At 40.3% G+C, this 20,790-nt stretch carries 18 protein-coding genes; 7 read left to right on the top strand and 11 right to left on the bottom strand.

Translation table 11 applies throughout. The annotated features are described in order from the left end of the window. Positions 1–132 precede the first annotated feature (132 nt). The 3 genes from PI95_RS22595 to PI95_RS22590 form a co-directional block, all read right to left on the bottom strand. The gene (locus tag PI95_RS22595; protein WP_336507615.1) at positions 133–1,635 is read right to left on the bottom strand and encodes a SulP family inorganic anion transporter; all 1,503 of its coding nucleotides are present in this window, start codon (positions 1,633–1,635) and stop codon (positions 133–135) included. Positions 1,636–1,750: 115 nt separating this feature from the next. Continuing rightward, positions 1,751–1,882 (bottom strand): hypothetical protein, encoded by a 132-nt coding sequence (locus PI95_RS36935; protein ID WP_268896808.1) that lies wholly within the window; start codon positions 1,880–1,882, stop codon positions 1,751–1,753. 63 nt (positions 1,883–1,945) lie between these two features. Further along, positions 1,946–2,929 (bottom strand): Rieske 2Fe-2S domain-containing protein, encoded by a 984-nt coding sequence (locus PI95_RS22590; protein WP_201280566.1) that lies wholly within the window; start codon positions 2,927–2,929, stop codon positions 1,946–1,948. Positions 2,930–3,192: 263 nt separating this feature from the next. Between PI95_RS22590 and PI95_RS22585 the strand changes: the two genes are divergently transcribed. From PI95_RS22585 to PI95_RS22570, 4 genes are all read left to right on the top strand, one after another. Then, positions 3,193–3,852, top strand: coding sequence for a TetR family transcriptional regulator (locus PI95_RS22585; protein WP_039741109.1), 660 nt, complete (start codon positions 3,193–3,195; stop codon positions 3,850–3,852). Positions 3,853–4,543: 691 nt separating this feature from the next. Then, positions 4,544–6,712, top strand: a complete 2,169-nt coding sequence (locus PI95_RS22580) for an NHL repeat-containing protein (RefSeq protein WP_163519104.1) — start codon at positions 4,544–4,546, stop codon at positions 6,710–6,712. 1,023 nt (positions 6,713–7,735) lie between these two features. Further along, entirely contained in the window at positions 7,736–8,521 is a 786-nt protein-coding gene (locus PI95_RS22575) for a PIG-L deacetylase family protein (protein ID WP_039741113.1), read from the top strand. 98 nt (positions 8,522–8,619) lie between these two features. Next, positions 8,620–9,711, top strand: coding sequence for a glycosyltransferase family 4 protein (locus PI95_RS22570; protein WP_039741116.1), 1,092 nt, complete (start codon positions 8,620–8,622; stop codon positions 9,709–9,711). Here PI95_RS22570 and PI95_RS22565 read toward each other — a convergent pair. From PI95_RS22565 to sufB, 6 genes are all read right to left on the bottom strand, one after another. After that, positions 9,650–10,210, bottom strand: a complete 561-nt coding sequence (locus PI95_RS22565) for an Imm1 family immunity protein (protein WP_163519103.1) — start codon at positions 10,208–10,210, stop codon at positions 9,650–9,652. The genes PI95_RS22570 and PI95_RS22565 overlap by 62 nt on opposite strands. Before the next feature lie 494 nt (positions 10,211–10,704). After that, positions 10,705–11,337: a Uma2 family endonuclease gene (locus PI95_RS22555; protein ID WP_039741117.1), complete on the bottom strand. Its 633-nt coding sequence runs from the start codon at positions 11,335–11,337 to the stop codon at positions 10,705–10,707. A gap of 101 nt (positions 11,338–11,438) precedes the next feature. Further along, positions 11,439–12,701 carry a cysteine desulfurase gene (locus PI95_RS22550; RefSeq protein ID WP_039741119.1) on the bottom strand — a complete coding sequence of 421 codons (1,263 nt, stop codon included), beginning with the start codon at positions 12,699–12,701 and terminating at the stop codon, positions 11,439–11,441. Between the two features lie 191 nt (positions 12,702–12,892). Next, positions 12,893–14,224, bottom strand: coding sequence for a Fe-S cluster assembly protein SufD (sufD, locus tag PI95_RS22545; RefSeq protein ID WP_039741121.1), 1,332 nt, complete (start codon positions 14,222–14,224; stop codon positions 12,893–12,895). Further along, complete coding sequence (gene sufC / locus PI95_RS22540) at positions 14,224–15,006, bottom strand: Fe-S cluster assembly ATPase SufC (RefSeq protein WP_039741123.1); 783 nt, start codon at positions 15,004–15,006, stop codon at positions 14,224–14,226. Before sufC ends, sufD begins: the two co-directional genes overlap by 1 nt. 82 nt (positions 15,007–15,088) lie before the next feature. After that, the gene (gene sufB / locus PI95_RS22535; RefSeq protein ID WP_039741125.1) at positions 15,089–16,528 is read right to left on the bottom strand and encodes a Fe-S cluster assembly protein SufB; all 1,440 of its coding nucleotides are present in this window, start codon (positions 16,526–16,528) and stop codon (positions 15,089–15,091) included. 225 nt (positions 16,529–16,753) lie between these two features. On the opposite strand from sufB, the gene sufR reads away from it, so the two are divergent. Continuing rightward, a complete protein-coding gene (gene sufR, locus PI95_RS22530; protein ID WP_039741127.1) occupies positions 16,754–17,428 on the top strand; it encodes an iron-sulfur cluster biosynthesis transcriptional regulator SufR in 675 nt (224 codons plus the stop codon). A 105-nt stretch (positions 17,429–17,533) separates the two neighbouring features. After that, entirely contained in the window at positions 17,534–17,797 is a 264-nt protein-coding gene (locus PI95_RS22525; protein ID WP_039741129.1) for an NDH complex assembly factor CRR9, read from the top strand. A 136-nt stretch (positions 17,798–17,933) separates the two neighbouring features. Here PI95_RS22525 and PI95_RS22520 read toward each other — a convergent pair whose 3' ends face one another. Both PI95_RS22520 and PI95_RS22515 read right to left on the bottom strand, forming a co-directional pair. Further along, positions 17,934–18,560: a hypothetical protein gene (locus PI95_RS22520; protein ID WP_039741131.1), complete on the bottom strand. Its 627-nt coding sequence runs from the start codon at positions 18,558–18,560 to the stop codon at positions 17,934–17,936. An 842-nt stretch (positions 18,561–19,402) separates the two neighbouring features. Further along, positions 19,403–19,732: a YbjQ family protein gene (locus tag PI95_RS22515; RefSeq protein ID WP_039741135.1), complete on the bottom strand. Its 330-nt coding sequence runs from the start codon at positions 19,730–19,732 to the stop codon at positions 19,403–19,405. Positions 19,733–20,032: 300 nt separating this feature from the next. On the opposite strand from PI95_RS22515, the gene PI95_RS22510 reads away from it, so the two are divergent. Next, positions 20,033–20,713 carry a tetratricopeptide repeat protein gene (locus PI95_RS22510; protein WP_039741137.1) on the top strand — a complete coding sequence of 227 codons (681 nt, stop codon included), beginning with the start codon at positions 20,033–20,035 and terminating at the stop codon, positions 20,711–20,713. Positions 20,714–20,790 lie beyond the last annotated feature (77 nt).

Genomic DNA, 20,790 nt, shown 5'->3' with positions numbered 1-20,790 from the left:
AATGCAGAGCGATGTTATGCCAATGCAGAGCGATGTTATGTTAATGCAGAGCGATGTTATGCCAATGCAGAGCGATGTTATGTTAATGCAGAGCGATCGCAACATTCCCCTTCAATTGTTATGAAATCACGCTCAGTTCACAAATTCTTCCGAACCTACCTGATTTATAAATGACTGATCTTGGTTCATACCAACAATCACCACATGCTTATCTAATTTTTCATATCGAGCAACGACCTGAGAAATTGCAGTTACAGCAGCATGATCCCAGACATGAGCATGATGAAAGTCAATGATAACTTTTTCCGGGTCTTCTGCATAGTTAAAGAACTCGATAAAGCTGGTAATTGAACCAAAGAAAAGTTGTCCGGATATTGTATATATTTTCGCACCACAAGCATCGAATGATTTTATTGCTTTGATTTGGGCTGCTTTCCAAGCGAAAATAAAAGTGCTAATAATTACGCCGACCAAAACACCTTTAGCAAGGTCATTAGTCAAGAGAGCGATCGCTACCGTTACAGGCATGACAATCGCATCACTCAGGGGCATTTTTCTTAACTGTTGTAATGATTTCCAACTAAAGGTTTCAAAAGCCACCATAATCATGATACCAATTAATGCCGCCATCGGTATCTGCTTAACTATATCTCTAAAAACAAAGATTAAAGTTAATAAAAAAGCCCCAGACACAAAAGTTGATAAACGCCCTTTGCCTCCAGACCTAATATTAATAATTGATTGCCCAACCATACCACAACCAGCCATTCCACCAAAAAAGCCTGTGACTATGTTGGCAATCCCCTGACCTTTGACTTCTCGATTTTTAGAGCTTTTGGTTTCTGTTAACTCATTGAGTAAATCTGCTGTTAATAAAGATTCTAAAAGACCGACAATCGAGAGCGTTAATGAGTAAGGCAAAATAATTAAAAAGCTTTCTAAAGAAAAATCAATATGCGGCAGATGAAACGATGGTAGCGTACCTGTAATATTACCAATATCTCCGACTCTGCGAACATTGACTTTTGTAGTTATTGCCACGATTGTCATAATTACAATCGCAACTAACGGTGATGGTACAATTTTGGTAATACGAGGTAAAAGATAAACAATCGCCAATGTAGCTGCTACCATCAAATACATTTGCCAAGGTTGTCCAGCAAATTGTTTAACTTGAGCTACAAAAATTAACATGCCTAAAGCATTCACAAAACCTGCCACAACCGATTGAGGAATAAAGCTAAAAAATCTGCTTAATTTCCCAACTCCCATCAGAAATTGAACTATCCCAGTTAAAATGGTGGCTGCAAATAAATACTCAACTCCATGTTTTTCTACTAATGATGTCATCAGTAACGACATCGAACCAGTTGCTGCCGAAATCATTGCCGGTCTTCCACCAAACACGGAAATAACGATCGCTATACAAAAGGAAGTATATAGAGCTACCATTGGTTCAACTTTAGCTATAGCAGCAAAAGCCAGAGATTCTGGAATCAGCGCTAACGCTACAGTCATCCCTGCTAAAACATCACCTCTAACATGAGAAAAATCTAGAGTTTTTACTCTGGAAAAATTTAATTTACGAGCTACTGTAGTACTCTTGTTTTTGTATTTATTTTTAATAAAATGCACTCCCACCTCCAATTTGATAAATTGACAAAAAAGCATCATCCTAAATAATGCTAAGTAATATTAACATTAAATTTATTTAGGATAATTATATATACCAACTTATTAAGTTTTACAATTACTTCATAATTGGGAGAGAAATATAATTTTTAAATAAACTAGGATTTAATGCCGATAGTATGGTAGTTTTGGGGGTGGCGTGAAAGCGATCGCGCAGCATTTGCTTATAGCAGAGGAATGTAACTGCCATGCGATCGCCTTTGATCTAAAATCGTAGGTTAAACACTTAACCTAGATGCGAATACTGCAATAATTACTTAGAAAAATTCGGTTCCCCAATTTCGGGGAAACTGGCAAAATTGCGTCTTACCCAATCCATTCCCACTTCATTATTGAGCTTAATTTTCTGTGGAGTATTTGGGTAAATTTTCCCTAAAATATCTGCATCTTGTTCGACAACAACTTTGGCAAAGTCGAGAAACTTGTTACCCAACGCTTTAAATGCTGGATGTTTCGCTTGCCCAAACATCAATACATAAGTGCGTGTCCGCATCTCCGATTCTGGGATAAACAGGTGGCATTGTGCAACTTTAGCTGCCCAGTTTTCAACATGTGAAATTATTAAAGACGGAAAGTGATTTTCTAAGTGCGGTTTCAGGACTTTTGGTAGTAGCAACAAATCAGGATTGCTGATTTTTTCTCTTAAAGTTGTAGGTGCTGTAGGCATATCAAAAAAAGCGTGCGATTCATGCCCGTTGTCGATAAACTTCTCAAATTGCACTTCTTCAATTCTAAATAAAGGGCGATGAGTACCGTTTTGATGGTTATAATCGTGCATATTTAGCAGCATGGTGAGCAAGTCTGTCTCCACGCTGGTGTCTGCTGTATGTCCAATAAAGTCATACTTAGCAGTTATTTCATTCAAAATTGTCGGAATTGGTACTTTGGGTTCATATCCGCCATAAGACCAAATAAAATCATCTTGAATAATCAGTTCTAACGGTTGCAATTGTGGTAAAGTTTTCTTATTTGAACCGGGCAAAATAGTACAACCTTCACTGTCAAATTCCAAAGCATGAAATGGACAAACTACAACACTAGTTTTATCTTCACGTTGCTGACACCAACCTGAAGATAACATTGCTCCCATATGAGGACAAGCATTAGGTAAGGCACTGATTTTACCTGCTGCATCTTTCCACAGCACGTAATCACAACCGTAGAGGGAAACTTTTCTCGGTTTGTTTACCTCTAACATCGATTTGTGTGCTAACAGCCAAGGTGCGCCAAAAAGCATAGACATTGTTATTTTCTTCCTTTTATGACTACAGCAAAATATTGTAGATTAAGTGAGCTTACAGCGTAATGTTTTTTACTTAATCTACTGACTGAGTTATGCCCAAACTAGTTAACTAATTTTTTAGTTAGTTATTAATTTAACCAATTTCATTTTGTCTGTCAACTACTAACCAGTCTTGAAAAACTTTGATCCCCGAAAGTCCTAGCTCAAAGTTTTCGGTTTTTTAGTTAAGATAATGTTCGTCTCTTTGATGGTGAGCTGTGGGTCGTTCAACGCAATCAAAATCTTCATCTAACAAACCTCGACAAGTGCGCGATGCTGAAGCGACGAAAGCGCAGATATTAGATGCAGCGACGGAAGAGTTTGCCAAGCATGGTCTTTCGGGAGCGCGAACGGAGGCGATCGCTTCGGGTAGTGGCGTAACCAAAGCCATGATTTACTACTATTTTGAGAGTAAGGAAAAGCTGTATCAAGCAGTCTTACATCGACTCGACTTTCCAATAAACGACATGATTCGGGAAACTAACTTGGATAATTTGCCACCGGAAGAAGCTTTAAAGGAGGTTATCCAAGCAGCTATTGCTTATAGAGTCCAGCATCCTCACTTAGGCATGATTTTATTTCAAGAAGCGAATCAAAATCAAGGTAAGTTTTACAAACAGACAAACTGGCAAGAAGGTTTCGAGCAAGTTATTAATATTTTAGAACGTGGTATGGCGGAAGGTTGCTTTCGTTCAGTTGACCCGTTTCTAACTGCAATTCATATTGCCGCAGTTTGTACTTTTTACTTCGATGCCTACGAGAATCTTAAGTATGCAAAACCGGATTTAGACTTGCGAAGTCCAGAAATGATTGAGCAATACACGCAACAAGCAATTAATTTGATTTTAGCTGGTGTGCGATTTAATACTCAACAATAGCATTTATGCAATCTGACAATATGAACGAAGTTCACAATACAGCATGAAAATTCCTCTTTCAAGCGTCCAAGCGTTTCTATAAAAGCAAATTTATCTTCAACAAATATATATTTTGATTGACATTTTTATCTAAAAAGTCACTTCACATGATGGAAATTTAAAATAAGTAAGTGGGTGAAATTAAACTTAAAATACTGTCCTGGTTCGTAGTGAGCGGTTTACCGCTCAAATCAAGGTTTTAAGGGCTGAAGCCCTTACTACTTAAGGAGCTTTATTTATGCCCATCTACTTAATTATTCTAAAAACTTTAAAAATCAAATTTAAACACTTGTGTCGATTCAATAAAGATTTTGTAAAGACGACCGAGAAAATCTGACAATCTGATTATTTAATGTATATATACTGATATAACAGATGTTCTAGCTTATTGAAACATCAATTATTCTAATTGTATGTATTTACTCTTGACTATTAATTAAATCTTCATCTACGTATAATTGATAACTGAAAAAATGAAACCAAAGTAAACACTTAAGTGATTGTGTAAAGAATCTGTCTGGATTGAGTATTATTATCCATTAATAAAAAAATATAAACATGGTCGATCAATAATTACTAAATTGGCATTTATAATCAGCCATAACTGCGGCAGAAACAAAACACCGTCAAAAGCAACAATCACAGAATGCAAATGTTTAATCAGCACATCAAGAATTTATTTTTGTCACGGGGTAAAGTTGTCAGTTTTTTACTTAGTCTGATAGCTGGAATTCTTATTTCAATTGGAATTGCAACATATTTAACTGCTAATGTAGCGTCAGCAACCACCTACAAAACCTCTTGGATAGGTAATACATTTGGTGGTGGCGATAAGTGGGTACAAAACCAGATTGAAGCGATGTATGTTGCCCCAAACGGTACAGTTTATACTAACAGCGGTTGGGATGAAGCCGGCAGAGAAGCCGGAATATACAAAGATGGCGATGTTATTGGTTCTTCTGTGGAAACCCACGGTTGGAGTCGTAGCGGGGGCAAAGCTATCACAGGAAATAGTAAATACATTTACCTTGCCATGATTCAGGGGTCGATGGGCGACATAAAAGCTGATTATCCCCCAGAAAAAACAACTTGGTACTGTGTAAGACGCTACGACTTATCTGGCAAACCTGCTGCTTTTAGTAAAGGACGCGGCTACGATCGCAGCATGTTGATTGTCAGTACTAAAGGCGAAATTACTGGATTGGCAACTTCAGGAAACGAGTTGTATGTTAGCGATTCCGCTGACAATAAAATTCGAGTTTATAACAGCGAGACTCTAGACGAAATTCGCAGCTTTAGCTTTAGCAATCCCGGACAGATAAGCGTTGACCGTCAAGGAAATTTGTGGATTATTCAGTCGAAAAAAGGTAGTAATCCGGCTAAAATTCTACATTATTCTCAACAAGGAAAACAGTTACCAGAACAGATTGCCGATGTAGTTAAGCCTCAGGCGATCGCCATCGATAATCAAAATAGACTTTTAGTAGCAGAAAATGATTCGCGCCAGCAAGTATTAATTTACAATATTAAAAAAAAGCCAGTATTAACCGGAACTTTCGGCAGCAAGGGCGGTATATATCAAGGTACGGCTGGGGAAATCAGTGATTTGAAATTTTACGGTATTACTGGAGTCGGCACAGATGCCGCAGGTAATATCTATATAAATAGTAATGGTTTCAATTATTCAGGCACGGATTTGCGGAAGTTTTCACCTACCGGAAAACTACAGTGGCAATTGTTAGGTTTGCATTTTGTCGATAATGCCGATACTGACCCAGCTAGTGATGGAATTGAGGTATTTACGAAGCAAGAACAATTCGTCATGAATTATAACAAGCCTGCCGATCAGCAAGCGACTTACAAAGCTTACACAATAAATCCTTTCAAATACCCACAAGATCCGCGTTTGCATACAGCGCCGACTTCAGCCTTTTTTCGGCGTATTAAAGGCAAGCCTTTTATGTTTCTCACAGATATCTTTGCCAGCTTTATAGAGATTTATCGTTTCAATCCGAACAGTGATGGCAAAATTGCCATACCAGCGGGAATGTTTTGGGGAACACCAGAAAAAGATGGAAAACCAGTAGCTGTAAGTTGGCTTCCTAATATACCCAAAGAAGGAGAATGGATTTGGGGCGATCGCAATGGTAACGGCGCCTTTGACAAAGGCGAATACGATTCTTTACCAAAAGATTATCCCTACCTGGGAGGATTGTGGGTAGACAGCAAAGGAGATGTTTGGAAAACCTTGCGAACTCTAGATGGTATCGGCATTCGGCATTATCCGTTACAAGGACTAGATAGAAACGGCAACCCAATCTACACCTCTAGTTCGCTCCAAAAACAAAAAACACCAAGTATATTCACTGATATCCGCAGAATCGAATATTTCCCGGAAACAGACACTATGTATTTGTCTGGCTTCACTGTAGATCACCCCGCAGTCGGCGACGATGCCACAATTGCTGGATCGGAAATTGCCCGTTTTGACAATTGGAGCAAAGGAAATCGCACTCCCCGTTGGCGAACTGTAATTCCCTACGACACGACTGGCAAACGCGAAGTGTCTACAGCCGCAATGAGTGTGGCAGGAGATTACGTGTTTGCCGTCACAGTGAAAACCGCAGAAGTATATGTCTACAAGACAGCAACGGGAGCGGAAGTTCAAAAGTTAAAACCTGGTGCAGAAGTGAAGGGCGAAAGTGGTTGGATTGATATGCCATACGGTATCCGCGCTTTTCGCCGCTCAAATGGTCAGTACTTAGTGTTTGTTGAGGAAGATGCTAAAGGAAAAGTGATTGTGTACAATCTACCAAAGTGATTTAAAACACATCTAATAAATAGATAGTCTGCTACAGTGTTGTAAGTCGATATTCGGAGTTTGAGAAGAATAATTTTCACCTCAAGTCTGTTGGATGAAAGTTTCCAATCGGCTAACTTGACACCGAATGCCTGACTTATATCAATAGTTTAATTTCAAGTATGTTTTTAGACATTTTTGGTATCACTAGGGGGTACTATTATGCACAATAGTAGTATTTTTCAAGCACAAGATACAGTCTAACCTTTAACCTCCAATGGCGCAGTACTGCTAATATCAAAAATTGGGTAGTGATTGTATTTTCAAATCTGCCCGTATTTTCTGTTGTCAAAGCAAACAAATGTAATCTAGAAGACAATTATTCGAGATTATGTAAATGTAGATCAAGTAAGTTTTAACTAATACTTATTCACTCAAGATTATTAGGAATAAATCTTACTATAAACTTTGTGTTGACGGAAAAAATTTCCAGTTAACGGGTCGCGCTCTTGTTTCTCCGACTTCCCCGTGTGCAAGTCGGGGAGGAATGGCGCTCCTGGACGCTTGGATTAGGGACTCTTTACTAGGAAGAGTTTTCTTCAAAACTTGGTTGGGGGTGACAAAAAATCAGACAAAACGGAGACGGTTCCTTCATCCTTTGATAGTCGCTCTTGTGCCCTTGGATCTATTAAACTTGGCTGAGAAGTAATGTCGGCGTTTTAGCGTAGGGGTATGAATACCAATACATGTTTCCCCAGTCCCCAGTAAAGAGTCCCTCGTTCAATAATTAAATTTAAATTAGTCACCAAGCAAATAACTAATATTGCTTGGCATATTCTGATGTGAAAATAAGGGAAAATTAAGAATAGGTAAAGTGATTGTAAAAGTTAAAATTTTTTATGTAATAAAAATAAAAAGATAAAAGTGTGATTAAGAAAACTGGTATTATGTAAAAAGAAGAAATAAAAGTCAGACAAATATGCATTAAACAAAGAAAAACTTACCAGAAGTTTTTCGATGATTAGATTTAGGAAACAAGTGACTATGAATTATAAAAAAATTCTCCAACGGCTAGAAAAATTACTTCCAAATACCTGGCTTTATCAAGTGCAATATATGCACTCTAGCTTACTAGTTAGGTGGATTTTACGTCGTGGAAGTATGCCACTAACATTTAGCAAAAAATCAGCGATGGTGTTTTCTCCGCATCAAGATGATGAAACTTTTGGTTGCGGTGGAATGATTGCCTTAAAAAGGGAACAGGGAATACCAGTAGTAGTAGCTTTTCTGACGGATGGACAGGGTTCAGTTGGCGAGGATTCGGAAATTAAAGATAAAATCATCCAAATTCGCAAAGAAGAAGCAGTAACGGCATTGAATATTTTAGGAGTTGAATCATCAGAAATTTACTTTTTGGATAAAGTAGATGGAACATTGCGAGATTTAGAAGCATTGCAACGACAACAGACGATTGAGCAGATAGCTGAACTGCTTCAGAAGTATAAACCAGGGGAAGTCTACGTTCCACATCAAAAAGATTGTCATAAGGATCATGAAGCTGCATATACCTTAGTTAAAGAAGCGATCGCTCAAGCAAAAATCGAAGTTGAACTGCTAGAGTATGCGATTTGGTTATTTTGGAGAGCGCCACTATTTATTATGCTGAAGTTGCAGGATATAGCAGATGCTTATCGGCTATCAATTGCAGCAGTTCAAGACAAAAAAAATAGAGCGATCGCCTCATATTCTTCTCAAATTGAAGGTCTACCCCCTGGCTTTATAAAGCGATTTTTGGGGTCTTATGAAATATTCTTCAAAGTAGAATCCTAGTAGCTGAAACTTCTTTATTATTAAGAGTTAAGCAGAGGTTGCGTCTCAAATTTTAAAGTTAATCAATTTAATCTCGGCGACCCTGTGGAGAAATAAAAATGCGTATACTACATCTTACTAATCATATACAACAAATTGGTAACGGTATTGTCAATGTGGCAGTAGACCTAGCTTGTTTGCAAGCTGCATCTGGTCACGATGTTGCGATGGCATCTGCTGGTGGCGAATATGAAGGATTACTAGCAAATTATGGCGCTCAACACTTTCAATTAAATCAGTCTAGAACACCGCCAAATTTAATTAAAGCAACTGGGCATTATCAAAAAATCATACAAAAGTTTCAGCCGGATATTGTCCATGCACATATGATGACAGGATCTGTGCTAGCAGGGCTGTTTAAAAAGAACTTTGGATATAGTTTAGTTACCACCGTACACAATGAATTTCAGCGTAGTGCAGTACTGATGGGGTTAGCCGATCGCGTAATTGCAGTTAGTAATGCAGTCGCAGATTCGATGGTGCGACGCGGTATACCGAGGAAAAAATTGCGAGTCGTCGCTAATGGTACATTGGGCAGTCCCCGGCATCGCAGTATTCTAGACTACGAACCCTTACCCCTACACCGTCCGGCGATCGCCACCGTAGCAGGAATGTATCAACGCAAAGGAATTGGTGAATTAATCGACGGGTTCGTAATAATAGCTGCGGATTTTCCCGATGCTCATCTATATTTAGTGGGGGATGGTCCGGATCGGGCAATGTTTGAGGCAAAAGTGCAAAATACAGCTTTTGCTTCGCGCATTCATTTTGAAGGCTTCCAAAGCGAACCGCAACGTTATATGCTAGCAACTGACATCTTCGTCCTCGCTTCACACCACGAATCTTTTGGTTTGGTTCTCACAGAAGCGCGGGAAGCTGGTTGCGCGATTATTGCCAGCGATGTAGACGGCATTCCTGAGACTTTAGATAATGGAGAAGCTGGTGTTTTGGTGTCACCTAAAAATAGCTTTGCTGTCGCAACTGCTATGAAGAAATTACTTAGTAACCCTTGGGAAATGCAAAAATGGAAATATCAAGGGAAACAAAATATAGAGCGGTTTAGTGCTGCACGGGTAAATAAAGAAACACTCAATGTTTATCGTGAATTAGTACCAAATTACAATCTATGTCAAAGTAGTATGATTGTTTGATTTTTCTGTCATGAAGAGTAGTGGAATTATAGGCGCTCGCGTTTCTTTTAGTGTTTGGCTTGGGGAATGCGATCGCTTTTATCATGCCATTACGTGCATACTTATCTTCTTCCCAACAAAGTAATGAATCAAGTTTACCTGATTCGGTAAAAGTTCTCGCAGCTAGCAGGCAGGGAAGCAAATCAACACACATTTTCGCTGGATAATTTCCTTCTTGTCCACCAACTACTAGCTTTTCTATTTCATCGGATTTTGATAAATCAACTAAGATATGAAAGTTTATATTATCGAAAGTCACATTTACAACATATTTTCCCAATTCACCTCCTCCAACACTCATATAAGCCTCATCATCGGCTCCTAATGTTACTAAAGTTTTGCTCTTGCCATCTAATTCACGGATAGCTGCTTCTATTTGATGCCAACTTGGGTTTTCTATTAAATCCCCTTCATTTCTATTACCAACCCATTTTTCTACTGATAGGTCTAATACAAACATTATTACCTCCTTCTCTTTGGGGGTTTAACTGTAATTGTTTTACTTTACTTTTGAGTAATAATTTATAATTTTAAAGCCATCGCGTTTTGCTTGTGATATCATCTCCGGTAAATTAAATATGAATATAAAAAATCTTTTTCACCTATACATGTCTATAGCGGCTGACATTAACAACACTTTGCCCAATGTACCAGTCTTAGCTTGTCCAAGTTGCCATAGATTGGGAATAGATTTTCAATTTGTTGGAGATTTTCAAACCAAAATTGGTTATATGGCAATATGGTGTCCATTTTGTCTACACGGAATACATATATCCAGAGTGCGTATTCCTGAGAAAACTCAAGCGCTTCCTTTTAATACGTCAGCAGAAGAAATTTCCAGACGAATTCCAAATTTTACCCATGTAAAACCGGATGGTTAAAAGTAAATAGCACCTTACCAAACAGCAATTCCAGATGCTGTTAATTTTGTTTTTTTCAAAATCACCACCCAAACTATCCTAACTTCTCCCTTACCCAAGCGCGAAACGATTTCAGCAAAGCAATTTCACCCATAGTTTTACTTTGCTGAATAAATCTGCTTATATCACTCACCGATACTATCGGAAAAGCAATACTAAATTCACATTCAACATATTGCCCTTCTCTTAACTGATAAAATTTTAAATCTCGTCCGTTATATCTCCATAGTTCAGCGATACCAAGTGCGGAATAAATCCCTAATTTGTTAACTGAACTGCTAGTTATATCAATTTCAATTGCTAAATCAGGGGCTGGATCTGTTTCTAAATCCAGAGTTTCTTTACCTCTAATAGCTAATTCATTCTGGATATAATAACAATTATCTGGTTCTATGCCTCTTTTTGCGGTTCTTCGCTTCAATGTTGTTGAACCAGCACTTTTAATTTCTATTTCTAGTTCTTCTGCTAAAGCAACAATAAAATTGCCAAAATTACTTTTAGGATTTTCGTGTTCAAAAAGTGGAGTCATTATTTCTAAAGTCCCATCTTCATAAGCAAATCGAGAACCTCTATCCTCACCCGTTTCTGCTAGCAAGGCTTCAAAGGTTTCCCAGCTAATGTTGTGTAGCACTGTTCTTTGTTCGGCAATGCTTGAAGATATAATCATCTTACTTGCTCTTGTTCATAAACCCATATATTAAAATTGTGCCAATTACAAGCATGACTCGTTGCTAATAATTGACACAATTAGTATCTAAATATTTTCTATTAACCAAACAAACCACCGAAAAACTCCAGGGTATCTTTCAACGCTTTGATAAAAACATCAATTTCTTCGCGGGTGTTGTAGAAAGATAAACTTGCTCTTGCGGTTCCAGGAAGACCTAAAAAACGGTGTAATGGTTGAGTGCAGTGGTGTCCAGAACGAATAGCTACACCTTCTTGATCTAATAATGTAGATAAGTCGTTAGCGTGGACTTCTCCGGATGTGAATGCAGCCAAAGCAGCTCTACCTTCACCGTTAGCATCCGGTTTGGGACCATAAATTCTAATTTCGGGAATTTGCTGCAATTGCTCAAACAAATAAGCAGTTAATTCAGCTTCGTAAGCGTGGATTTTATCCATGCCAATACTACTAAGATAATCTATCGCAGCACCAAGAGCGATCGCTTCCCCAATTGCCGGTGTACCAGCTTCAAATTTATGCGGTAATTCTGCGTAGGTAGAATGGTCTAAAAACACCTCTGCAATCATTTCTCCACCACCGAAAAACGGCGGCATCGATTCCAACAATTTAAACTTGCCATACAAAAAGCCTATCCCAGTTGGGGCGCACATTTTGTGACCAGAAGCAACTAACCAATCACAGTCAATTTGCTGCACGTCAACAGGCATATGAGGCACACTTTGGCAAGCATCAATTAATACTTTTGCACCGTATTCATGCGCTAAAGCACAAATTTCTTGCACCGGGTTAATGCAACCCAAAGTGTTAGAAACGTGTACCGTTGACACCAATTTAGTTTTTTCAGAAAGCAGAGTTTTGAACTGTTCTAAATCAAAAGTTTCTTCAGATGTCAGTTCGACAAACTTCAAAACTGCACCCGTCTTTTGCGCCACCAATTGCCAAGGTACAATATTACTGTGGTGTTCCATCACCGAGAGAATAATTTCATCTCCCGGTTGCAAATTGCTCATTCCCCAACTGTAGGCTATCAGATTAATCGCCTCAGATGCGTTGCGGGTGTAAACAATTTCCTGACGAGATGCAGCATTAACGAATTTAGCAACTTTATCTCGCGTAGCTTCATAAGCATCAGTAGCTTTCGCACTCAGGGTATGCGCTCCGCGATGTACGTTAGCATTATACTGCTCGTAATAATCTCGCAAACGATTAAGTACCAGCAAAGGTTTTTGCGAGGTAGCAGCATTATCCAGGTAAATTAAAGGTTTGCCGTTGACTTCCTGATTTAATATTGGGAAATCAGCGCGAACTTGATCGGCAAGGGTTTTTGTTGGTGTAAAAGTCATAAAATTTTGGCTTCAGGATTGTTGGTTGTTGGTTGTTAGTTGTTGGTTGCTGGTTGTTGGTTGTTGGTTGTTAGTTGTTGGTTGCTGGTTGTTGGTTGTTTATTCTTTGCTATTATCCACTAACCACTAACCACTAACCACTAACCACTAACCACTATCAACTATCCACTAACCACTAACCAACACCCAATCTAAAATCTGCTAACTGTTTCTGTGAGAGTTTCGCGCAAAGAAGGAATCGGTATTTGGTTGATAATTTCAGCCGCGAAAGCATTAATTAATAAGTTGCGAGCATCATTCGCATCAATACCCCGGCTTTGCATATAAAATATTTCATCATCTTCCAACTGGCTAACAGTCGCACCGTGAGCGCATTTAACATTATCTGCCGTAATTTCCAACTGCGGCTTAGTATCAACTCTGGCTTTAGATGATAGTAGCAGGTTGCGATTTAATTGCGCCGCATCAGTTAACTGTGCCGGTTTCGGGACAAAAACTTTGCCATTGAACACACCATGAGCGCGATCGCCTACAATACACTTATGCAATTGCCGACTGACACCATGCGGATAATTAAGAGCAATTACACTGTGAGTATCCGCTAATTGCTTCCCCTTAATCATCGTCAACCCATTTAAAATAGTTTCCGTTTGCTCACCAGTTTGGAAAATCTCTAAATTGTGACGTGAAAACCTTCCACCCAAACTTACCGCATTACAACTATACCGACTGTAACGAGCTTGCATCACCGCAGTCTTCCCAACATGAAAAGCCTCAGCACCATCACACTCAACCCGAGTATGACTAACCTCAGCATTCTCCTCAACCCAAATCTCCGTCACCGCATTTGTAAAATAAACCCTCTCCCCCTCCTCCTCTGCGTTCTCCGCGCCTCTGCGGTTCGTATACTCCTCCACCAAAGTCACCTGAGAACCACATTCAGCCACCACCAAACAACGCGGTAAACAAATCCTCCCCTCACCCACAGCAACAAACACCAAAGAAATCGGTGTTTCCACCACCACATTCTTACCCACCCATACCACCGCCGCATCAGTCATACCAGCAGTATTCAGAGCAGTAAACACCTCGCGATCGCCTGACGCTTGTGCCAAATATTGCCGCACCCGCTCATCATAACCCCCAGGTAAATTAGCCAAATTGCTAACCACCACCCCATCAGGTAAACCAGAAACAGCAGATAACTCAGGTGCATAAACACCATTCACAAAAACCAAACAGTTCTTATTCGCTTCCGGTAAACTAAAAGGCGTAATATTTGGTAAAAACGTCTCTACATTAAATTGCACCTCGCGCAAAGGCGACAAATCAGCAAAACGCCATTCTTCATCGCGGGTAGTAGGAAGTCTTGATTGACGCACCCAATCAGCAGCACGTTGACGCACATCTTGCAACCAACCCTCTGACTTTGATGCAACTACTTTATCTAACAACCCACTCAGATAAGCATCTTTATCCACCAAAGTGTTAGAAATCGGACTTGGAGAAACTTCAATAGACATTACACACCCACCTCAGCTTCTTCCAACACCCAGTCATAACCGCGAGACTCCAACTCCAGCGCCAAATCCTTACCACCACTAGTCAGAATCCGCCCTTGAGCCATCACATGCACAAAATCCGGCACAATATAATTAAGTAACCGTTGATAGTGAGTAATCATAATCGTCGCATTTTCCGGATTTGCCAGCTGATTTACTCCATTCGCCACAATCTTCAACGCATCAATATCCAAACCCGAATCCGTTTCATCCAAAATCGCCAACTTTGGTTCTAACAGTGCCATTTGCAGAATCTCATTCCGCTTCTTCTCCCCACCAGAGAAACCCTCATTCAAACTGCGATTCAGAAAAGCCGGATTCATCTTCACAACATCCAGCTTTTCCTCTATCAAATCATCAAAATCAAACGCATCAATTTCTTCTAAACCCTGCGCTTTCCGGCGAGAATTATAAGCCACCCGCAAGAAATCCAAATTACTCACACCCGGAATTTCCAACGGATACTGAAACGCCAAAAATACACCACTTCTTGCGCGTTCTTCCGGTTCCATTTCCAGCAAATTCTGACCCTGGAAAATCACCTCTCCACCAGTTACCTCATAAGCTGGATGTCCAGCCAAAACTTTAGAAAAAGTACTTTTACCAGAACCATTCGGTCCCATAATCGCATGAACTTCGCCCGATTTCACCTCAATATTCACACCCTTGAGAATCGGCGTCCCATCAACATTAGCCGTCAAATCTCTTACTGACAGCACAACTTCACTATTTTCAATAATCATCTTCTTTTTCTCTTATTTCTTTCGTAGTAAGCGCTTCAGCGCTTAATCAAAGCACTGAAAAGCACTGAAGTGCTTACTACGATTAACCAACACTACCTTCCAACTTCAGACTCAACAGCTTATCAGCTTCCACCGCAAATTCCATCGGCAGCTGATTGAACACATCCTTACAGAAGCCACTAATCATCATCGAAACCGCGTCTTCACTAGAAATGCCGCGCTGTGCAAAGTAAAATAATTGGTCTTCCCCAATCTTAGAAGTAGAAGCTTCATGCTCTACCTTCGCAGTATTATTTTGCACCTGAATATATGGGAAAGTATTCGCATGAGCATTATCCCCAATTAGCATCGAGTCGCACTGCGAATAGTTTCTAGCTCCTTCTGCCTTCGGATTTATCTTCACCAAACCGCGATAGCTGTTACTAGAATTACCAGCAGAAATTCCCTTAGAGATAATCGTGCTGCGAGTGTTCTTACCAACGTGAATCATCTTGGTTCCCGTGTCGGCTTGCTGCATATTATTTGTCAGCGCTACCGAGTAGAACTCACCCACAGAATTATCACCCACCAACACGCAGCTGGGATACTTCCAAGTAATCGCAGAACCGGTTTCTACTTGCGTCCAGGAAATCTTGGAATTTACACCCTGACACAAACCGCGTTTGGTGACAAAGTTGTAAATACCACCTTTGCCTTTTTCATCGCCGGCGTACCAATTCTGTACGGTCGAGTATTTAATTTCTGCGTTGTCAAGAGCAACAAGTTCGACAACAGCCGCGTGTAGTTGGTTGCTATCGTACATCGGCGCGGTACAGCCTTCCAAGTAGGAAACATAGCTGCCTTCTTCCGCAACAATCAAGGTACGCTCAAATTGTCCGGTATCACCGCTATTAATCCGGAAGTAGGTAGACAATTCCATCGGGCATTTTACGCCTTTAGGAATATAGACAAAAGAACCATCGCTAAATACAGCCGCATTCAATGCCGCAAAGTAGTTATCGGCGGCAGGAACAACGCTACCCAGATACTTTTGTACCAATTCGGGGTATTCTTGCAATGCTTCGGAAATTGAGCAGAAAATAACGCCGTCTTTGAGCAGCTTTTCTTTAAATGTAGTGGCAACAGAAACGCTATCGAAAATGGCATCTACAGCGACGTTTCCCAGACGCTTTTGTTCTGATAGGGGAATGCCTAGCTTTTCAAAGGTTTCCAACAGGGTGGGATCTACTTCATCCAAACTGTTAAGCTTTTTCTTCGCTTGTTTCGGTGCGGAATAGTAGATGATATCCTGATAATTAATTGGCGGATACTGAACGCTATGCCAAGTCGGTTCTGTCATTTTTAGCCACTGGCGATAGGCTCTGAGGCGAAACTCTAGCATGAATTCCGGCTCGTTCTTCTTGGAGGAGATCAAGCGGATAACATCTTCGTTTAGCCCACGCGGAATGGTGTCTGCCTCAATATTGGTGACAAAGCCATATTTGTAGGGCTGGTTGACTAAGGTTTTGACAGTGGCACTCATCAGTTCTTTTCTCTCGTGTTCTCTTTTAGGTGTCTCTTTTACAGATGGGAGACGGGCTATAAGCCGATTTCCCTTCATCGTTAACCCAGAGTGGTTACGCGGCTGTTACAATAAGGATGGAGAGTAAAACAACAAGTTAGTTGTTTAAGTTATCTCCATTTTACGCTACATTAACAACAAGAATGTTGTCAAAGTGAAATTTCCTAATTATTTTTCAGGACTAAGATGGCGACTACCCAGCAGTCCTCAACCAAGCACGAGATTTTAGAATATCTCCTGAAACACTCACGGGCAACAGCTTTTGAGCTAGCCGAGATTTTAAATATTAGCCCGCAAGCGATTCGTCGCCATCTCAAAGATTTGGAGGCGGAAAAGCTAATTTTGTATTCATCGATACAAGAAGGAATGGGGCGTCCGCAGCACGTTTATCATTTGAGTCGTGAAGGACGCGATCGCCTGCAACGAGGTGATAGTTATGGTGAGTTTGCAGTTTCTCTACTGGATACATTAGCAGAAACGGTAGGACGCGACCAAGTAAGCACGATTTTAAGAAAACAGTGGGAACGTAAGGCTCAAGAATATCGCGATCGCTTGGGTAAAGGTTCGCTCAAAGAACGGGTGGAAAACTTAGTTGAGTTGAGAAAAGCTGAAGGCTTCATGGCAGAGTGTCACCCGGTAGAATCGAATGAATCTGAAAGCGATCGCTTTATCTTAATGGAGCATAACTGCGCCATTTCCAACGTTGCCGAGTCTTTCCCCAGCATTTGCGGTCATGAATTAGAAATGTTTGCCGCCGTTCTCTGTGATTGTACAGTAGAGCGTACCCATTGGATTATCAACGGCGAACACCGTTGTGGCTATTTAGTCCAAGGGCGAAAACCTTGCGCCGAATTAGATTAAGAAATTTATATTTACATTAAGTTTAAGTCATAAATAATAGCTACGTCGTAATCTGTTTTACAAATTACAAATTGCTAATTGTCCGTTAAGTTTTAGTTAGAGGTTATGAATTTACCCCCACAACAGCAGCCGTCAACACAATTCTTAACTTTAGAAGAGTCAGCCAAAGTTGACGCTGCCTTGCTTTCTTCCCCAGAAAAGTTTTTAACGAGATTGACAATTTCATCTCTCAAACTTTTAAAGCACATCGCCCAAGAGTATGATGTGAAAATTGAAGATTTAACAACACAGCAAGTGATTGCTTGGTTTGAGAAAGATGGCAAGATTCGCCGAGAGCAAGGAACAGAGTCTGCATACCTGAATTGGTAAAGTAGAGACGTTCCGGCGGAACGTCTTTACAATAAATGCGGAACGTCTGTACAATAAATAATGTTAAAAAATAGCAAAAAGCACCTTTTTCGAGGTGCTTTGTCAAGCGATGTAATTTAATTTTACAGACCACATTTTAAGTGTAAGTATTAGTACGCGGACTGCGAGCGCCTGTAACCGCTCCAATCATTGATGCAACTAAACCTAGCAAAGAACCGAATACAAACCACCACAAACCTCTAGATGTAGCACCAGCAATATTGCGGGCTTCTTGAGCGCTTACATTAGTTTGGGGTACGTTCACACCACCTTGTTGTTGCACTTGGTTAATCACTTCACCAGCGTTAGAAGCAGCAACACCAAAAGCACCCGATACCCCACTAGCCAAGAGCCAAGAGCTAACTGCTAAAGTGGTAGCCCAGAGAATTGCCCCATTGAGAAGAGCGGTGCTGCGGTTCATCGGACCGCAAGCGCGAGCAGTTACCCAACCGCCGGTAAATAGGGAAATTAACAAACCAATGGTTGACCAAATTCCCACATTTCCAGCCACATCAGGAGCATTTGTTCTGGGTGCGCCGGAATTTGCAATACTACCTGCGCCGATCGCTGCGAATAAAGCGCTCAAAATTAATTGCGTAGCTAGGGAAACTAACAAACCAGAAATAATCGGACCCCAACGCACGCGATCGTGATAATCAGCAACTCTACCCACTACCGCAGGCTCATTAATTACATCATCACCAACTCTATTTACGTATGACATAGCTTATCTTTTTCCTCACTTTTTTAGCAGTTTTTTCAGCTATATTCTTGCTTGTGTATTAAGATTAAATTCCTCTTGCTGAGTTTTCATATCTATCAAGAGAAATACTTATTAACTCTATCTTTAGTAATAATTTTCCGAAGGCTTTAATACTATTTAATATAACTGTTGAACTCTGTTGAGATTATGAATTAATAATTAATTTTGGCAGAGATGAATTATTAAGTTAAAATCCAGTTATTCAACGTCAAAAATAATTAATATCATAGTGCGGAAATATTTCCCAGTATGTTAAGAATTTTAAATTGTAGAGTGCAAAGCGCCGAAAGTACGAGACCCTACTGATTATATTTGTCTGATGAGTATTAAGCAGATTAACGCATTTACGCAAAAGAGTAAGTTAAGGTAGATAAATTTTTATTAAGAATAACAATTCATGAAGAGGGGGAAAGGGGAAAGGGTAAAGGGGGAAGAAATTGGATGGGGATTGCACTATCCCAATTAAAGACCACTTCATAGTTGTGGGGGTCTTAAACCCGCGCAGGGGAAGAAAAGGAAAAAAGAATTCGGTTGGATTTTTAAATGACTTCTTCCCCTTTCCCCTGTCTTGAAAAAGTCTGATGCCTTCTCTTCGAGAGGCTTCGCCAACGGCAACCCCTTCGGGGAACGGAGGAAACCTCCGCTCAGATTTTCCGCTTTTTTCCTTTTCCCTTTCCCCCTCCCTGATAAATTTTTGGCAATACGTTTTCAGCTAGATTGGGATGTGCAGCACTTGCGTCAAGTTCTCTTAGATAAAAAGGGAACAAAAATTATTGCTGCACATCAAGTAATCAAGGCATTCTTCAATTACGCAGCTTGATAGCGGTGCCTGTCGCGGTAATCAGCAACAAAACCCCTGACTGGTCAACATTAATCGTGCCAGTATCAAATTCAATCCCGACAACAGCATCTGCCCCTAAACGCGATGCCCGCTGTTCTAACTCTTGCAGTGCCTTACGTTGACCTTGCTCAAATAAGCGCTCATAGCTGCCGGTGCGTCCACCAACAATATCCCGAATGCTAGCGAAAAAATCCCGTAGGAAATTGCTGCCGTAGACGACTTCTGCCGTCACAATACCTAAATATGACTGAATGACAGACCCCTGAATTACATCGGTCGTGGTTAAAATCATAAATTAGCCTCTTGAGCGTTACGTCTGTTGTGTGCTTCTAACCGGATTTTAGATTTGGAATAGAGTATTTAGATATAGTGATGACGATATTGTTTGCCACCATATGTAACTTTTTCAAATCAAAATGGTATCAGCCTAGACAAACGCTACGGCGCTGACCTTAACGGATGAGTGTAATGCATCAATAATAAATATGAAAACAGAATAAATACAGTTTTCAAAACTCAAGATTTTTGTTTTAATGTACATGCAATTACACGACATGTGAAAAAAATTGCCAAATACTTCAGGATAATTACGGTGTACAAGCAGACATCATTTCTACTAAGTGTTCTTTTATTAGGTAGTTTTGCAGCTACAATCCCCTCGGTGGCTCAGGCTCAGGTAACAGTAGCGCAAGCTAGAAGCGCAGAGTTAAAGCAATTGCTAGAAGATGGGCGGCGGTTGGTGAATTCTGGAGACTATAACGGCGCGATTTCTGTTTATCAACAAGCAGTAGCGATCGAGCCAAAAAATGCCAAAATTCATTCTGGCATGGGCTATTTATACGCTATACAAGGAAATTTCCAAGCAGCGTTAGCGGCTTACCGTCGCGCTCTTGGTATTGATCCTAACAATGGCGATTTTTTCTATGCTGTAGGTTATATCAAAGGAAATTTGGGAGATACTGCTGGGGCAAAGGACGCTTATCGTAAAGCGATACAGCTCAACCGCAACAATATTAATGCTTACTTGGGATTGGGTGTGACACAATCCCGTCTGGGAGATTATGAAGCAGCTATGTGGGCTTACGATCAAGCGATTAACATTGATAAGAATTATGCCCAAACTTATGAGTTGATGGGTTCAATGTTCAAGCAACGGCGAAAAGCCAAAGAAGCCAGTAATGTATTGAATAAAGCCCGTGACTTGTATCAACGTCGCAATGATTCAGATGGCGTAGCAAGGGTAGAAGCTTTGCTGCGAGATTTGGGAGGTTAAATTAAACTTCAGAAGACTGTTATCAGCTCGCAATGATAGCTGCATGTACTGGTAAGATAACCTGATTATTATCAGCC

It is taken from the genome of Hassallia byssoidea VB512170, from assembly GCF_000817785.2.
In the GTDB taxonomy this organism is placed as follows: domain Bacteria; phylum Cyanobacteriota; class Cyanobacteriia; order Cyanobacteriales; family Nostocaceae; genus Hassallia; species Hassallia carrinoi.
Note: the sequence above shows the minus strand (reverse complement) of the source record. Positions and strands in the feature narration are given on the sequence as shown.

Excerpts from the sequence above, each read along its gene's own strand:
- PI95_RS22555 (WP_039741117.1), bottom strand. The coding sequence starts at position 11,337 with ATGATTATATCTTCAAGCATTGCCGAACAAAGAACAGTGCTACACAAC.
- PI95_RS22550 (WP_039741119.1), bottom strand. The coding sequence starts at position 12,701 with ATGACTTTTACACCAACAAAAACCCTTGCCGATCAAGTTCGCGCTGAT.
- PI95_RS22520 (WP_039741131.1), bottom strand. The coding sequence starts at position 18,560 with ATGTCATACGTAAATAGAGTTGGTGATGATGTAATTAATGAGCCTGCG.
- sufC (WP_039741123.1), bottom strand. The coding sequence starts at position 15,006 with ATGATTATTGAAAATAGTGAAGTTGTGCTGTCAGTAAGAGATTTGACG.
- PI95_RS22525 (WP_039741129.1), top strand. The coding sequence starts at position 17,534 with ATGAATTTACCCCCACAACAGCAGCCGTCAACACAATTCTTAACTTTA.
- PI95_RS22575 (WP_039741113.1), top strand. The coding sequence starts at position 7,736 with ATGAATTATAAAAAAATTCTCCAACGGCTAGAAAAATTACTTCCAAAT.
- PI95_RS22580 (WP_163519104.1), top strand. The coding sequence starts at position 4,544 with ATGTTTAATCAGCACATCAAGAATTTATTTTTGTCACGGGGTAAAGTT.
- PI95_RS22565 (WP_163519103.1), bottom strand. The coding sequence starts at position 10,210 with ATGTTTGTATTAGACCTATCAGTAGAAAAATGGGTTGGTAATAGAAAT.
- sufD (WP_039741121.1), bottom strand. The coding sequence starts at position 14,224 with ATGTCTATTGAAGTTTCTCCAAGTCCGATTTCTAACACTTTGGTGGAT.
- sufR (WP_039741127.1), top strand. The coding sequence starts at position 16,754 with ATGGCGACTACCCAGCAGTCCTCAACCAAGCACGAGATTTTAGAATAT.
- PI95_RS36935 (WP_268896808.1), bottom strand. The coding sequence starts at position 1,882 with ATGGCAGTTACATTCCTCTGCTATAAGCAAATGCTGCGCGATCGCTTT.
- sufB (WP_039741125.1), bottom strand. The coding sequence starts at position 16,528 with ATGAGTGCCACTGTCAAAACCTTAGTCAACCAGCCCTACAAATATGGC.
- PI95_RS22515 (WP_039741135.1), bottom strand. The coding sequence starts at position 19,732 with ATGATTTTAACCACGACCGATGTAATTCAGGGGTCTGTCATTCAGTCA.
- PI95_RS22590 (WP_201280566.1), bottom strand. The coding sequence starts at position 2,929 with ATGCTTTTTGGCGCACCTTGGCTGTTAGCACACAAATCGATGTTAGAG.
- PI95_RS22570 (WP_039741116.1), top strand. The coding sequence starts at position 8,620 with ATGCGTATACTACATCTTACTAATCATATACAACAAATTGGTAACGGT.